16 protein-coding genes are annotated in these 15,014 nt (G+C 61.7%); 2 read left to right on the top strand and 14 right to left on the bottom strand.

Features of this window, described 5'->3' with window-relative positions:
- Positions 1-4: 4 nt before the first annotated feature.
- The 7 genes from ICI42_RS12660 to ICI42_RS12630 all read right to left on the bottom strand — a co-directional run bounded on the left by ICI42_RS12660 (position 5) and on the right by ICI42_RS12630 (position 8,524).
- Positions 5-1,639: an acyl-CoA synthetase gene (locus tag ICI42_RS12660; protein ID WP_188164925.1), complete on the bottom strand. Its 1,635-nt coding sequence runs from the start codon at positions 1,637-1,639 to the stop codon at positions 5-7.
- Positions 1,636-2,805 (bottom strand): acetyl-CoA acetyltransferase, encoded by a 1,170-nt coding sequence (locus ICI42_RS12655; protein WP_188164924.1) that lies wholly within the window; start codon positions 2,803-2,805, stop codon positions 1,636-1,638. The genes ICI42_RS12660 and ICI42_RS12655 overlap by 4 nt, the downstream gene beginning before the upstream one ends.
- A complete protein-coding gene (locus ICI42_RS12650) occupies positions 2,802-3,716 on the bottom strand; it encodes an IclR family transcriptional regulator (protein WP_188164923.1) in 915 nt (304 codons plus the stop codon). Before ICI42_RS12650 ends, ICI42_RS12655 begins: the two co-directional genes overlap by 4 nt.
- Complete coding sequence (locus ICI42_RS12645) at positions 3,716-4,519, bottom strand: SDR family NAD(P)-dependent oxidoreductase (protein ID WP_188164922.1); 804 nt, start codon at positions 4,517-4,519, stop codon at positions 3,716-3,718. Before ICI42_RS12645 ends, ICI42_RS12650 begins: the two co-directional genes overlap by 1 nt.
- Before the next feature lie 217 nt (positions 4,520-4,736).
- The gene (locus ICI42_RS12640; protein ID WP_188164921.1) at positions 4,737-5,747 is read right to left on the bottom strand and encodes a TRAP transporter substrate-binding protein; all 1,011 of its coding nucleotides are present in this window, start codon (positions 5,745-5,747) and stop codon (positions 4,737-4,739) included.
- 60 nt (positions 5,748-5,807) lie between these two features.
- Positions 5,808-7,676: a TRAP transporter large permease gene (locus ICI42_RS12635; RefSeq protein WP_188164920.1), complete on the bottom strand. Its 1,869-nt coding sequence runs from the start codon at positions 7,674-7,676 to the stop codon at positions 5,808-5,810.
- Positions 7,677-7,921: 245 nt separating this feature from the next.
- A complete protein-coding gene (locus tag ICI42_RS12630; RefSeq protein ID WP_210317168.1) occupies positions 7,922-8,524 on the bottom strand; it encodes a DNA-3-methyladenine glycosylase in 603 nt (200 codons plus the stop codon).
- Between the two features lie 84 nt (positions 8,525-8,608).
- Here ICI42_RS12630 and ICI42_RS12625 point away from each other — a divergent pair, with 84 nt between their 5' ends.
- Positions 8,609-8,869, top strand: coding sequence for a hypothetical protein (locus ICI42_RS12625; protein ID WP_188164919.1), 261 nt, complete (start codon positions 8,609-8,611; stop codon positions 8,867-8,869).
- An 87-nt stretch (positions 8,870-8,956) separates the two neighbouring features.
- On the opposite strand, the gene ICI42_RS12620 is transcribed toward ICI42_RS12625, so the two are convergent.
- From ICI42_RS12620 to pcaD, 6 genes are all read right to left on the bottom strand, one after another.
- Positions 8,957-9,319 carry a hypothetical protein gene (locus ICI42_RS12620; protein WP_188164918.1) on the bottom strand — a complete coding sequence of 121 codons (363 nt, stop codon included), beginning with the start codon at positions 9,317-9,319 and terminating at the stop codon, positions 8,957-8,959.
- A gap of 158 nt (positions 9,320-9,477) precedes the next feature.
- The gene (locus tag ICI42_RS12615) at positions 9,478-10,536 is read right to left on the bottom strand and encodes a 3-carboxy-cis,cis-muconate cycloisomerase (RefSeq protein WP_188164917.1); all 1,059 of its coding nucleotides are present in this window, start codon (positions 10,534-10,536) and stop codon (positions 9,478-9,480) included.
- 1 nt (position 10,537) lies between these two features.
- Positions 10,538-11,152, bottom strand: coding sequence for a protocatechuate 3,4-dioxygenase subunit alpha (gene pcaG / locus ICI42_RS12610; protein WP_188164916.1), 615 nt, complete (start codon positions 11,150-11,152; stop codon positions 10,538-10,540).
- Positions 11,152-11,910 (bottom strand): protocatechuate 3,4-dioxygenase subunit beta, encoded by a 759-nt coding sequence (pcaH, locus tag ICI42_RS12605; protein WP_188164915.1) that lies wholly within the window; start codon positions 11,908-11,910, stop codon positions 11,152-11,154. The genes pcaG and pcaH overlap by 1 nt, the downstream gene beginning before the upstream one ends.
- Positions 11,907-12,305, bottom strand: a complete 399-nt coding sequence (gene pcaC / locus ICI42_RS12600; RefSeq protein ID WP_188164914.1) for a 4-carboxymuconolactone decarboxylase — start codon at positions 12,303-12,305, stop codon at positions 11,907-11,909. The genes pcaH and pcaC overlap by 4 nt, the downstream gene beginning before the upstream one ends.
- A 4-nt stretch (positions 12,306-12,309) precedes the next feature.
- Positions 12,310-13,110: a 3-oxoadipate enol-lactonase gene (pcaD, locus tag ICI42_RS12595; RefSeq protein WP_188164913.1), complete on the bottom strand. Its 801-nt coding sequence runs from the start codon at positions 13,108-13,110 to the stop codon at positions 12,310-12,312.
- Between the two features lie 96 nt (positions 13,111-13,206).
- Here pcaD and pcaQ point away from each other — a divergent pair, with 96 nt between their 5' ends.
- Positions 13,207-14,157, top strand: coding sequence for a pca operon transcription factor PcaQ (pcaQ, locus tag ICI42_RS12590; RefSeq protein ID WP_188164912.1), 951 nt, complete (start codon positions 13,207-13,209; stop codon positions 14,155-14,157).
- Positions 14,158-14,216: 59 nt separating this feature from the next.
- Here the strand turns inward: pcaQ and ICI42_RS12585 are convergent, their stop codons facing one another.
- Entirely contained in the window at positions 14,217-14,996 is a 780-nt protein-coding gene (locus ICI42_RS12585; RefSeq protein WP_188164911.1) for a MetQ/NlpA family ABC transporter substrate-binding protein, read from the bottom strand.
- Positions 14,997-15,014: the final 18 nt, after the last annotated feature.

The following is a 15,014-nucleotide window of genomic DNA, read 5'->3' as shown; positions in this document are numbered from 1 at the left end:
CCGCCTATGCGCTGAGTTTTTCGGACATGTCGTCGAGGTCGCCGCGTTTTTCGAGTTCCTCGCGGATCAATTTCTTGGCGATCTTGCCGTAGGCCGATTTCGGCATTTCGTCCCAGAACACGAATTTCTTGGGCAGTTTGTAGCGGGACACCTTGCCGTCGAGCCAGGCGCGCAACTCGTTGCCATCCGTCAGCGAGCCGGGCCGAAGCGTGCAGACGGCAATGCCGACTTCGCCCCAGAACGGATCCGGCACGCCAAGGATAGCCACCTCGTTCAGCGCCGGATGCATCAAGAGCTTTTCCTCGACCTCACGCGGATAGACGTTCGAGCCACCGGAAATGTACATGTCCGAGGCGCGGCCGGTGATGTAGAGGAAGCCGGTCTCGTCGATATGGCCGAGATCGCCGGTGCGGAACCAGCCGTCGCGGAAGGCTTTCGCATTGGCTTCGGGGTTGTTGTAGTAACCGGCGAAGACCGCCGGTCCCATGGCGCAGATTTCGCCGGTCTCGCCTTGGGCGACTTCATTGCCCTTGTCGTCCTGGATTTGCATCTGCATGCCGGTGCGCTCGTAGCCGCAGGTGCCGACGCGTGCTTCCGGGCCGTCGTCCAGGCTGTGCAGCATGGGCGGCAGCACGGTGATCGCGCCGGTGACTTCGCCGAGGCCGAAATACTGCACCAGGATTGGCCCGAGCGTTTCCAGCGCCTTCTTCTGGTCGGCGCGATACATCGGCGCGCCAGCATAAATGACGTAGCGCAAAGACGAGCGATCGTAACGGTTTACCGCAGGATCCTCGACCAGCATCTTGACGATGGTCGGCACGGTGAACAGGTTGGTGACCTTCCACTCCTGAACCAGCCGCCAGAACGCATCGACGTCCATCTTGTCGGAGGGCATCAGGATGGTGGTGGCGGCGTGCGCGACCTGGCAGAGCTGGTGCACGCCCGCGCCATGCGACAACGGCGCCACGACAATCGAGCGATCCTCATGCGTGGTGGCAGGGAAGAGGTCGCCATGGTGGTTGTTGATGACGAACGCCATCTGGCCGTGGGTCAGCACGGCAGCTTTTGGGCGGCCGGTGGTGCCGGAGGTGTAGAAGTACCAGCAGGGATCGTCGCGATCGACGGCCTCGGAGGTGAGTGTCTTGCCGAGGTTGCGTTCGACAATGGCGTCGTAATCGTCGCCGATGTCGGATGCCCCGATGGCAATGACCGATTTGATGCTGCTGCCCTCGCTTGCCAGGCAGGCGCGGGCATGGCTGGCAAAATTTGCCTGGCAGATCATCAGCACCGAACCGCTCGACTCGGCGAGATAAGCGACCTCGTCGGGCGTTTGCCGAAAGTTGGTCGGAACCCACACTGCGCCGACCCGAAAGGTAGCGAACATGGACTCGAACATCTGGTTGCTGTTGGCCGACTGCACCAGCACGCGGTCGCCCTTCTTGAGGCCGAATTCATGCACCAGAGCGTGGGCCATCGCGTTGACCCGCGCTTCCATCTCGCGCCAGCTCCACTGCTTTTCGCCCCAGACGAAGGCTATGCCGTCGGCATGACGACGCGCTGCCTGGGTGACGAAATGCGAGAGGTTCATGACGCGCGTGGTGCACGGCGTCACGCCGCCTTTCGGGTCTGCTCCGCTCATTTTACGCGCTCCATGATCGAGACGTAGTTGGCCACCGCCGCGCCGCCCATGTTGAATACGCCGGCGACGTTGGCGTCTGGGATCTGCATGCCGCCGGCTTCGCCCATCAACTGCATCGCGGCGATGACATGCATAGATACGCCTGTGGCGCCGATCGGGTGACCCTTGGACTTCAGGCCGCCCGAGGGGTTGACCGGCAGGCGGCCGCCTTTGGCCGAAATGCCGTCGCGGATTACCTTGTAGCCTTCGCCCGGCTTGGCCAGGCCCATCGCTTCATATTCGATCATCTCTGCGATGGTGAAGCAGTCGTGCGTCTCGACGAAGGACAGATCGTCGAGCGTCATGCCAGCCTGTTCCAGCGCGCCCTGCCAGGCACGGCGCGGGCCGTCAAAGGCCAGCATGTCGCGGCGCGACAGGGCGAAGACATCGTTGACATGCTTGCGGGCGCGGAAGCCGATGGCGCGCTGCAGCGTTGCTGCAGTCTCCTCGTCGGCCAGGACAAGCGCTGCGGCACCGTCCGAGACCAGCGAGCAATCGGTGCGGCGGAGAGGGGCCGCGACCAGCGGGTTCTTGTCGGAGACGGTGTTGCAGAAGTCGAAGCCGAAATCCTTGCGCATGTGAGCATAAGGGTTGGAAACGCCGTTGGCGTGGTTCTTGGCCGCGATCATGGCCAGTTCCTCGGAGCGGTCGCCGTAACGCTGGAAGTAATGCTGGGCGATGCGGCCGAACACGCCGGCGAAGCCGCCTTCGACATCGGCCTCTTCCTTGCGGTAGCTGCCGCCGAGAAGAATGTCGCCGACCTGGGCGGTTGGCACCGCCGTCATCTTCTCGGCGCCGACGACCAGCGCGATACGGCCGCGACCGGATTCGATGAAGTCCATGGCGGTGTAGATCGCCGCCGAGCCGGTCGAGCAGGCGTTTTCAAGCCGCACCGAGGGCACATGGGCGAGGTCGGGTTCGGCCATGCCGATCAACGCGGCCTGGAATTCCTGCTTGGAGAAGCCGCCATTCATCACCCCGACGAACATGCCGTCGATCTGGCTGGCTTCGACGCCGGCATGGGCGAGCGCGGGGGCCACGACCGCTGCCATCAGTGCTTCTGTGTCGGGGTATTCGGTCTTGCCGAACTGGGAATGGGCCCAGCCAACGATCTGTGCTTTCGTCATCTCGCAAGTCTCCTGGTGGTTTTCCGTAAAGGGGTATTGTTCCGAAGGGGTGTGTTTGCGCGCAAGGCTATCGGCTCGCGCTGTCGGCCCGTGTCCGCTGGTTTGTCTTGGGTGTTGTGTATGTCAGCGAGCTTGGCTTCCACGCGGGCAGCCTCCTCGCGCAGTATGGCGGCAAGGTCGGCTTGGCGGGCTTCCTGCATGCGGCTGTCGATGGCCGCAATGCTGAGCGCGCCTGCGAGCCGTCCGTCGGGGAATTTCAGCGCAATTCCCATGCCCCAGGAATTGGCGTAGATCAGGCCGGGATTGAAGGAATATCCGCGCGCACGCGTCGTCTTGACGTCGCGCCAGAGCTGCTCGGGCGTCAACAGCTTATATTCCTCGTCGAGAACCTGGGAATTGCGCTGCAGGACCGTTTCGATTTCGTCATCGGGCAAAGCGGCGAGCATGGCGAGGGACCCGGCGCCGACGCCAAGCGGATGCTCGAATCCGGCTTGAAGCGCATGGGTGCGGATCGGGTAGGTGCCTTCCTCGCGATGCAGGCAGATCGAATGCGTATCGCGACGGATCGACAAGAAGCTTGAATCCTCCGTCTTGCGTGAGATGCGGATCAGGCTTTCCATCGACATCTGCAGAAGGCCGAAACGCGGCGAGGCGAGCGAACCCAGAACATAAGCTTCCTGACCGATATAATAGCGGCGGTCTGCCGGGTCCTGCTCGAGGAAGCCGGCGCGGATCAGTGCCAGAAGCAGACGGCGGGTCGTCGGCTTGTTGAAGCCGCCTTCCTCGACGATCTGGTTGAGCGGCATGCCTCGTTCCGCCTGATGGCCGACAAGCGACAGCAGCCTGAGCGCCCGGTCGACGCTCTGGGAGCCGGTCGTGTCCTTGTCGGCGACAGGCGGCTTGGCTGTCATCAGCGCGGCCCTATGACCGTGCAGCTCTGGCCGCCGTCGACCGGCAGGCAGACGCCATTGATGAATTTGGCCTCGTCTGAAGCGAGAAACAGAGCCGCATGCGCGATATCCCACGCGTCGCCCATCTTGCCACCTGGAACGGCGGAGTTGCGGGCCGCGACCATCTCTTCGACCGACGCGTATTGCGAGGAAATCTGCTTGTAGATCAGAGGCGTGTCGATCAAGCCGGGCACCACGCAATTGGCGCGGATACCCTGCGGCGCGTACTGAATGGCAATCGCCACCGTCGCCTGGTTCACCGCAGCCTTGGTGGCGCAATAGGCGAAATAGGGATAGCCGGTCCAGCGGATGCCTGCGAGCGAGGAAATGTTGACGATGGCGCCGCCGCCCGCTTCCACCATATGCGGGATCACCGCCTTGGCAGTGCGGTAGACTGAGCCGAGATTGAGGTCGACCGAGAGCTGGAACTGCGCTTCCGACAACTCCGTCGGTCCGCCCATATGGGTGACGCCGACATTGTTGTGCAGAATGGAGATCGAACCGAAGGCGGATAGCGTCTGGGCAACTGCCGCCTCGACGGAGTCAAGCTTGGTCGCATCGGCAGCGATAGCTATGGCGCGGCCGCCTTCGTTTTCTATGATATCGGCGGTCTCGCGCGCGGCGTCTTCCGAGAGGTCGATGCAGGCGACGGTGGCACCCTCGCGGGCATAAAGCACCGCCGCGGCCTTGCCGTTGCCCCAGCCCGGCCCGGACGATCCGGCGCCGAAGACGATGGCGACTTTACCTTTTACGCGATCAGGCACGGTTTCCTCGGCATGCAAAAGAGTATCCGCCGCACCGGTGCGCGGCAGTGAAAATATTGGCGGGGTTACCCCCTGACCCTCCCCCCTTGGAGGGAGGGAAATTTGCGGCATTGCCATTCCAGCCTGCGCATTTTGCTGCCGCTGGCTGAGAGCGTTCCCTCCCCCTTGTGGGGGAGGGACAGGGTGAGGGTGCCGCTTACGTCAACCCCAGCCGCTCTTACGTCAGGCTGGTGCCGACGGCCTTTTCGAGAATGCCCCAGGCCTCGTCGCCGAACTTGCCCTTCCAGTCGGTATAGAAACCGGCAGCCTTGAGCTTTTCGCGGAACGCGGCCTTATCCGGATCGGTGAAGGTCATGCCGTTCTTGGTCAGCTCTTCGCGAACGGTGTCGTTCAGCTTCTGGGTGTCGGTGCGCTGATCGAGAGCCGATGCATTGAGGTTCTTCGCGACGATTTCGCGAATGTCCTCAGGCAGCGCTTCCCACGACCGCTTGTTGGCGAGGAACCAAAAGCCGTCCCACATGTGGTTGGTCATCGCGCAATGCTTCTGCACTTCGTAGAGCTTGGCAGTCGAGGCGATGGCGAGCGGGTTTTCCTGGCCGTCGACAACGCCGGTCGAAAGCGCGGTGTAGACCTCGGAGAAGTTGATGGTCGTCGGTGCCGCGCCGAAGGCGGTGAACATCGACTGCCACAGCGGGCTCGGCGGGACACGGATCTTGAAGCCTTCGAGATCGGCCGGCGTGTTGATGGTCTTGGTCGAGCTGGTGATCTGGCGGAAGCCATTGTCCCAGATCTTTTCCATGGGCACGAGGCCCTTTTTCTCAATCTCGGCGCGGGCATAGGCGCCCAGTTCGCCGTCCATCGCCTTCCAGACCGAATCGTAATCCGGGAAAGCGAAGCCGATGCCGCTGATGGCAGCGTTCGGGACCAGCGTCGACAGGATGAGCGGCGACAACGAGAAGAACTCGGTTGCGCCGGCGCGAAGCTGCGACAGCGTCTCGGTGTCGTTGCCGAGCTGGCTGGCCGGGAACACGTTGATCTGCATGCGGCCGCCGGACTCTTCCAGAATCTTGTCGGTGGCTTCCTTCAGGCGCACGTTAAGCGGGTGCGCGGGCTGCAGGTTGTTGGCGAATTTGTAGGTGAAGTCGGCGGCATAGGCGCGCGTGTGAAACGCAGCGCCCAAGGCGACGGCGCCTGTGCCTATCATCATCGTGCGACGTGTGATCTTCATGTCTTAAAGTCTCCTCCAGGTTGAATTTCGGGTAGAACGGTTGGCTAAGTCCGGCCGACCCTAGAGCAGGGCCAGCGAGAACCACGGAACGGCTGCAATGGCGAGCAGGCCGATGAGAAGGGCGCCAAGGTAAGGCCAGATGGCGCCCATGGCTTCGTCGGGCGATACATTGCCGACCTTGCAGGCGATGTAGAAGCCGACGCCGATGGGCGGCGCCATCAGGCCGATATTCATGGCCGTGACGATCACCATCGAATAGTGGATGTCGTGGATACCCATGGCGCGGGCGATGGGGAACATGATCGGCGCCAAAAGGACGATGGCGGGAAGACCTTCGAGCACGCAGCCCAGCAGCATGAACAGTGCGATGGACACCAGCATGAAGCTGAACCAGCCGCCGGGCAGGCCGCTCAGCATATCGCGGAGCTGGAAAGCGAAGCCGGTCTGCGTCAGCGCCCAGGCCATGGCCGCGGCCGTGCCCAAAATGAGCAGGATGGCGCCGCTCATGGCCGCCGTTTCGACGAACATCTTGTAGATTTTAGCCGGCCTGATGCCGCCATAGAGCACGACGCCGATGATGAAGGCATAGAGCACGGCGATGGTCGAGACTTCGGTGGCTGTTGCCGCACCGCTGGCAACCGCGCTTCGAATGATGAAGGGCAGGACAAGCGCAGGGGCGGCCACGAGTGCTGCCTTGCCGATGAGGCCGAGCGTAGGGCGCTTGACGCCGTCGACGTTTTCGATGCGCGCCTTGATGCGGGCGAGGATCGCCAGCATGACGAGGAGCACCATGGCGATGGCGAAGCCGCTGGTGAAGAGGGCTGCGATGGAGACGCCGGCCACCGAGCCAAGCACGATCAGCACGATGGATGGCGGCACCGTATCGGCCATGGCAGCGCCGGTGGCCAGAAGGGCAATCATCTCTTTGGGCTTGTAGCCGCGGCGCTTCATTTCAGGAAACAGCGCCGGCGCGACGGTCGCCATGTCTGAAACCTTGGAGCCCGAAATGCCGGAGACCAGGAACAGCGAACCGAGCAGCACATAGGACATGCCGGCCTTCACATGGCCAAGCATCGAGGCGAGGAAGTCGACAATCGCCTTGCCCATGCCAGTAGCATCCAGAATGCAGCCGAGCAGGACGAAGACCGGCACCGACAGCAGGATCAGGCTTGACATGCCTTCGTCCATACGGCCGATGACGACGATGAGTGGCATCGTCGTGGTAAAGGTCAGGAACACCAGCGTCGACATACCAAAGCAGAAGGCAATCGGTACGCCGAGCGCGAGACACAGGGCTGCGCCACCGACGAGGAAAATCAGGATGTTGGCGTTACCGAGCGACTTGATCGCAGGCCCCATGAACCAGAGGCCTGCACCGATGACGATGACGGCGCCCACGGCGAGCAGGACATCGGCGAGCTTGGCCGATTTGAGGAGCTGGATGACGATCAGGCCCAGCATCAGCAACATGCCTACGCCGATGGCCGACACACGGTAGCCGTTGGGGATGTTCAGCGCCGAGGTGGTGATGTCCATCTCTTCGATGGCGTATTCGTAGGCGGCCGGCATTAGGGCGACGAGGAATGTGCCCATCAGCACCATGCCGAGCGTCTCACAGAATTGACGCCTGCGGTCACTGAGCATGGCGAGGAACAGCGTGAGGCGCAGATGTTCGCTGCGGTCAATAGCAATTGCCGTGCCGAGCATGGCAAGCCAGAGAAATGCGATGGAGGCGGCTTCGTCTATCCAGGTGATCGGGCGCCCGAAAATATAGCGAGACGTCACGCCGGTCAGCAACATCGCGATGATCGCAAGAAGCAGTACAGCCGAGATGGCTTCGACGGGCTTCATGAAGGTGGAGCCGGGTTTCGACTCCAGCGTTTCGGCCGGCACGGTAAATTCGTTTAATTCCTGCGTGGCCGCGTTCATCCGGCACTCCTCCCTGTCTCTGCATCTCTGATCCGCCAGTATGCCTGCCGTTTTCGGCATTGCATCGGCCCCTCCCAGAGCGGATCGAACGATGTCCAGAGCCACTTTCTCAAGTCGCCCGGATAGTCCACAATACAGAGTGTTTTTTTGAAAGGCACAAGAAATTTTTTTATGTGTCTGTTTTGAAAAAGATTTTTCTGTTTTTAAAGATCCATAATATGGACTATACGTTTGATATTGCGCTTTTATGTCGTTCTGGATGACGTTTTTCCAAGATTCGCGTCTCGAAATCCGCTGCTTAGGTATTTTGAACCCTTCAGCCCAAAGCGCCAGGGAAGGTCCACAGCGCGGCTGATTCCTATCCGGGCGCCGTTGACAACCGGAACCGGTGCCCGCGGCAGCAAGAGTTGGAACGGCATGTCCGCCAGCGGCAGACCGTCGAGCGATTTGTCTATGCTCAAGGCCTGACACAGCCGTCCCGGTCCCGAGCAAAGAAGTCGGGGCTCTTCGAGCCGCCGGCGTTCTACCATCGTCTCGATCCCGACGTTCGGCTCCAGAGCGCGAATGAGAACGGCGCTGCCCGGCAGGCAGACCATGTTGAAACACCAATGAAGACCATAGGAGCGATAAACATAGGCGCAGGCTGCGGGTCCGAACATCGCCTGGTTGCGGGTGGTTTGGCCTTTGAAGCTGTGCGAGGCGGGGTCGTCACGCTCATAGGCTTCGGTCTCAACGATGAGGCCGCCGACACCGTCGACCAGCAGAGTTGCGCCGATCAGATCCTTGGCAACGGCGACCGCGCTACGCGAAAAGAATGGGTTCAGAATAGAGCTGTGATCTTCCCGCAAAGGTGATCTTCCTTCGTAGTTCCAGGCGGAACGATTGACGGGCCCGACAGTTTCGCAAGCAGTCGAAAACCGCAAGGAGCCAACATGACTGACCGCAAGCCACTGCCGGAAGACACCGAGCCGCTGGACGGCGTTGCCCAAGCCGATTGGGACGCACTGGCCGATGAAGAAGTGTCCCTCGACCAGCTTTCCGAAGCCAGCGATATCAAACAGGATCCCGCGCGGGAAGAAGAAGACGACGACAATCCTATGCAGGACAGCGACGAGGCGCTTCCCGACGATGAGGACGAGCGGGTGTTGACGCGCGACCCGTCAAAGGAAGGCAGCCGTTTCGGCGAGGTCTGAACTGAAAAAGCCTTCTCCGCCATTCGGCGGGGGAGGCTTGATTAGACATGAACGGCGCCGTTTGCTGAACCGAGAGCGCCGTATCCTTTAAGATCGATTTGACTTCTCGCGCTCTTCGCGCTGCCGACGCAACACCTCATCGGTTCCGACGATGTCCTCCGCGCCGCCAGCCGTCGTCGTAGAGGTCACCGAGAGCGGATCGCTGGCCGGAAACGAATCCTCCAGCCCTGTATCCAACTGCTCCTCGATATCTTCCGGCTCCTCGGTACGAGCGTGCATCTCGGAGTTTGTGCGGTTGAGGTTCTGGTTTGAGTTGGCCATTGCGTCCAATCTCGCTGGATTATGAGTTCCCGAAGACAGAAAGCCACCCTCCGCCGGCAGAAGTTTGTTCTCCTCTGCGATGCGGTAGATAACGTAGCCGGCTGCTGCCAAAACAAGCGTTCGAAACATGATCTCAGTCCTTATTCGCTGTACGCAAAGCTAAGCACTGCGAAAGGCGTTTGTTCCGCCGGTTCGAACGATTTTTTACGCGGAACAATGCCTTTTGCAGACGACTCGGGAGAACCGCAGTGGACGTAATGGTTCGTCAACCACTCGACCGCTGCAGCTTAAGAAGCGTTGCCGAGCGAGGCGATGGACCGGATCAGGTCTAGCCCCGCCAGCGTGGCGGCGCCGGTCGCCAAAACCATCTGCGGCAGGATCAACCATTCCAGCGTCCAGGCAGCGCCCGAGCGTTCTTGCTCATGCACCATGGCCTGATGGATGCCTGACAGTTGCACCGCATTGTATCGGGCGAGCGTGACAAGAAGCTCGGCCTGCACAGGGTTCTGCTTGTGCGGCATGGCGGAGGAGCCGCCGCCGCCGGTCAGGCGGATTTCGACACCCATCTGTGCGAGCAAAGCGATGTCTTGTCCGAATTTGCCAAGGCTGCCCGTGACCAGCGCCAGAAGATTTGCGAAATCGGCGATGCGGTCGCGTTGGCTGTGCCATTGCGCCGCATCGCCCAGCCCCAGGCGCGCGGCGAGCGAAGCGCGGACGGCAGGCCCCTTTGTGCCCAGCTTTTCAAGCGTGCCGGCCGCGCCGCCGAACTGGACGACCAGCAAATCCTTTGCACTATGGGAAAGCCGGTCGCGGTGCCGCGCGAGGGGCGCGCGCCAGCTTTCGATGCGGTCGGCCACCGTGATCGGGATCGCCGCCTGCATCCGTGTGTGGCCCATTAGTGTTGACTGGCCGGCGCGGTTCGAAAGGTTCTCAAAGCCTGCTTCCAGAGCGGCGAGGCGTTGCTCGAACAACGCAACGACACGCTTGAGCCGAAGGATCAGCGCGGTGTCGATGACATCCTGGCTGGTCGCGCCGAAATGCAAGTGCTCGGCATGCGGCGCGCCCACCGCAGCCCGCATCTGCTTGACGAATTCGGGAATGACCACTCCGTCGCGCGCCGTGCCGGACTTCAACCCCTCGAAATCCGCGGTGAAGCCCGTCAATGTAGCAGCGATTGCCAGCGCGGTTGCCTCGGGGATGACGCCGAACTCGGCCTCCGCTTCGGCAAGGGCGGTCTCGAACGCCAGCATCGCGTCGATTTCGGCCTGTGGGCCAAGAAGCGCGGCAACCTCGTTATCGCCAGCGAGGCCCGACAGAAACGGATGTTCGAATGCGCTGATGGACATCTCAGATATCGAAGAACACGGTTTCCTTCTCGCCCTGGAGATGGATGTCGAACGTGTAGGTGTCGCCGTCGCGCTGGGCAATCAGGGTCGGCACGCGGCGGCGATGCTCTATACGAGCAAGCACCGGGTCCTCGTCATTGGCCTTCTCCTCGTCGGAAAAGTACATGCGTGTGTGCAGCCCGATATTGATGCCGCGCGCGACGATCCAGACCGTCAAATGCGGCGCCATTTTGCGACCGTCCTTGAACGGCACGCGGCCCGGCTTGATGGTCTCAAAAACGCATTCGCCCGTCGTCATATCGGTGGGCTTGCGGCCCCAGCCGGTGAAGTTGGGGTCCGCCGCGCCGCGCATCTCCGACGGCGAATTGTGAAGCCCATCGGCATCCGCCTGCCAGATTTCGATCAGCGCGTCCTTGAGCGGCGTGTCGGCGCCATCGATGACGCGCATCTTGACCTTGATCCGCTCGCCCCTGGTCTTGTCGTTGACCATGGTGTCGCCGAGATCGACGGGATAGACGCCGGGGATGTCGCAGAAATTCGGCGTGAGGCCGATATGGACGTAAGGACCCGCCGTCTGCGAGGCGGTTTCCTTCAGTCTGTCGAGACTCTGAACCATCAGTTGCCCTCCATCCGGTTTTCGAACATCGACGAGCGGCGTCCGCGCAGCACGATGTCGAACTTGTAGGCGCGGGAGTCCATCGGAATCGTGGCTTCCATGTCGAGTGCCGCAACCAGCCGCTCGACTGCTGCGCGGTCGGGAATGGTTCGCACGATCGGGCATTTCCAGATCATCGGATCACCCTCGAAATACAGCTGCGAAATCAGCCGCTGGGCAAAGCCGTGGCCGAAGATGGAGAAGTGGATATGGGCCGGACGCCAATCGTTCGGTCCGTTCGGCCAAGGATAGGCCCCAGGCTTGATCGTACGAATCCAGTAGTTGCCGTCTTCGTCGGTGACGACACGGCCGCAGCCGCCGAAGTTCGGATCGAGGGCTGCGATGTAGCCTTCCTTCTTGTGGCGGTAGCGGCCTCCCGCATTGGCCTGCCAGAATTCGATCAGCGCGCCGGGCACACCCTTGCCGCGCTCGTCGAGCAGGCGACCATAGACGATGATCCGCTCGCCGATGGCGCTTTCGCCAGGCTTGGCGAAATTGTGGATCATGTCGTTGTCGAGTTCGCCGAGAATGTTGTGACCGAAGACTGGTCCGGTGATCTCAGAGAGGGTGTTGTCGAGCGACAGCAGCGCCTTTTGCGGCGAGCGCAGCACCGATGTCTTGTAGCTCGGCGTATATGCCGGCGGATGCATGGCGCGGTCGCGTTGAAAGAAGGCGCCCGTCTCGGGCCGCCGGTTGGAGAGTGTCTTGGCGTCGGTCATCCTTGGCCTCCCTTGCCATCGAGCTCGTCGAACACTTTTTTTGCAATCTTGAATGCGTGATTGGCGGCGGGGACGCCCGCATAGATCGCGACGTGGAGAAGCGCCTCGCGAATGTCTTCCCGGGTGGCGCCCGTGTTCCGCGTGGCACGCACATGCATCGCCACTTCCTCGTCCTGACCCAATGCGGCGAGAAGCGCGATGGTTACCATCGACCGCTCACGCTTGGTCCATTGGGGCCTAGACCAGACATGGCCCCAGGCCGATTCCGTGATGAGGTCCTGAAACGGCTCGTCAAAGGCCGTCTTGGCCGCCTGCGCCCGGTCGACATGGGCGTCGCCCAAGACCGAGCGGCGCGTCGCCATGCCCTGGTCGTAACGGTTCTGGGTGTCGCTCATGGCGTCACGCTCCTGCGCGGTGGGCGTTGAGGAAATCGCCGATCAACGCGACAAGCGCTTCGGGCTGTTCGATGCAGGGGATGTGACCGGCATCGGCGATGATCTCGAAGCGCGCGCCGGGGATCAGGTCAGCCATGGACTTGACGAGTTCGGGCGGGGTGGAGCCGTCCTGGTCGCCGACCACGCACAGCGTCGGCACATCCAGCGACTTGACCAGTTCGGTCTGGTCGGCGTCGCGTATCCCGGCACAGGTCGCGGCATAGCCGGCGGCGGACTGCCGGATCAGCATATTGCGGCAGCCGGCCAGTTCATCGCGTCGGGTCTCGCGGAAGGCCGGCGTAAACCAGCGCTCCAGAATGCCGTCCGCAAGGGGTTCCATGCCGCCGGACTCGATGGCCGCGATCCGTCCGTTCCACATTTCGGCGCTGCCGATCTTGTGAGCTGTGTCGCACAGCACCAGCGCCTTGATCTGCTGCGGACGGCGTGTTGCGAGCTTCTGCGCGATCAACCCGCCGACCGACAATCCGCAGACGATGATGTCCTTTGCGCCGATATGGTCGATCAGGCCCCGGAGGTCGTCGACGTGATCATCGATCGAATAGGGCGTTGGACCTAGGTCGGACAGGCCATGTCCGCGCTTGTCGTAAAGCAGGATGGAATAGTCGCCGGCAAAACGGAGTGAGACAGCATCCCAGATGCGAAAATCGGTGCCGAGTGAATTGATGAAGACGAGCAAGGGCCTGCCTACGCCGGCATCGTGAAATGAATAATGCAGCGTCACGCCGCCGATGCTGGTAAATTGCACGCTGTCCTCCTCGATCGACATGAAAGTGGCCGGTTTTCCGCCGGCCGTAAAATCATTTCTTTTGCGTCATCGATAACCTCTGGGTTATGCAATTTCATGGTCGATCAACGCATCAAGCTCCGTCATCTCCGCACGTTCCTCGCCGTGGCGCGGCAGAAGAGCGTGAACCGCGCGGCTTCGCAACTCAACATCAGCCAACCGGCCGTAACGAAGACCATCCGCGAGTTGGAAGAGCTGTTGGGCGCAGTTTTGTTCGAACGGGACGGCAGGGGTATCCGCATCACCCCCCAGGGCGAAGCCTTTCTAGGCCATGCCGGCATGGCTCTGTCAGCGGTTCGGCAAGGGCTCGATGCCATTTCGGCGGCGGATGCCGCTCCGGCAGTGCCTTTGCGCGTCGGTGCTCTGCCCACGGTCTCGGCCCGGATCATGCCGGCGGCGATGCGCCATTTCATCAGTGGAGGTCCGCGCAGCCGGATCAAGATCGTCACCGGCGAAAACGCCGTGCTGCTCGACCAGCTGCGACTTGGCGAACTCGACCTCGTGGTCGGGCGGCTGGCCGCACCCGAAAAGATGACGGGATTCTTCTTCGAGCATCTTTATTCGGAGCGAGTGGTTTTCGCCGTGCGCACCGGGCATCCGCTGCTGGAGGCGGGCGAGGGGCTGTTCGAGCGGATCGGCGCGTTTCCGGTCCTGATGCCGACGCGAGGCTCGATTATCCGCCCCTTTGTCGACCGCTTTTTCATGGCCAATGGAATGCCGGCGATCCAGACCGAGATCGAAACGGTGTCAGACGGCTTCGGCCGCGCTTTTCTGCGCGACAGCGATGCCGTCTGGGTGATTTCCGAAGGGGTCATTGCCAGGGATATCGAGGATGGTGCGCTCGCCACACTGCCCATCGACACCGGCGACACCAAGGGGCCGGTGGGCCTGACCATGCGCACGCAGATGGAGAAGCCACCCGGCTTCGAACGGTTGCTGGCATCGGTACGCCGCGCGGCAGACGATCTTATGTCATCAGAGGACGGTCCCATGCCAGGTGCGGTTTGATAGGCACCTATGCGGCCAATGGCTGGCCGCATAGTTGAGCGGACGGGTAGGCGGCGCTCCTACCAGGCGGTGACGATCGCGCCCTTGAATTGCTCCAGAACGAACGTTTTGACTTCGGGCGAATGGTAGGCCTTGACCAACTGCCCAACCCAGGGAGCGTCCTTGTCTGCGGTTCGGACGGCGATCAGATTGACGTAAGGCGCCTTCTCGCCTTCCTTCAGGATAGGGTCTTTCGACGGATCGAGGCCAGCTTCAAGCGCATAGTTGGTGTTGATCACCGACGCGTCTGTATCGTCCAGCGACCGTGGAAGCTGGGCTGCGTCGAGTTCGACGAAGTTGAACTTCTTGGGGTTCTCGGTCACATTGGCCGGTCCGACCTTAAGGCCCTTGCTGTCGTCGAGCTTGATGAAGCCCTGGTCGGCGAGGATGAGCAGCGCGCGGCCGCCATTGGTCGGATCGTTGGGGATGGCGATGGTCGCACCTTCCGGCAGCTCTGCGAAGGACTTTACCTTCTTCGAATAGACGCCCATCGGGAAGTTCACCGTAAAGGCGACGTCGACGATGTCGTATTTGCGGTCGGCGACCTGATTGTCGAGATAGGGCTTGTGCTGGAACGAGTTGGCGTTCAACTCGCCGTCGTTCAGCGCTTGGTTCGGCACGACGTAGTCGGAGAATTCGAGGATCTCGATGTCGAGGCCGTCGGCCTTGGCGATCTCTTTCACCTTCTCCATGATCTGGGCATGGGGCCCGGGTGTAACGCCGATCTTGACGGTTTCGGCCGATGCGAGCCCTGCCGTCAGGCCGAGCGACAGGGCTGCTAGACTAAGTTTTATGAGCATGGATGGTCTCCTTGGGAT

It is taken from the genome of Oryzicola mucosus, from assembly GCF_014534685.1.
In the GTDB taxonomy this organism is placed as follows: Bacteria; Pseudomonadota; Alphaproteobacteria; order Rhizobiales; family Rhizobiaceae; genus Oryzicola; species Oryzicola mucosus.
The sequence above is the reverse complement of the archived record's forward strand: the minus strand, read 5'-3'. Positions and strand labels throughout refer to the sequence as shown.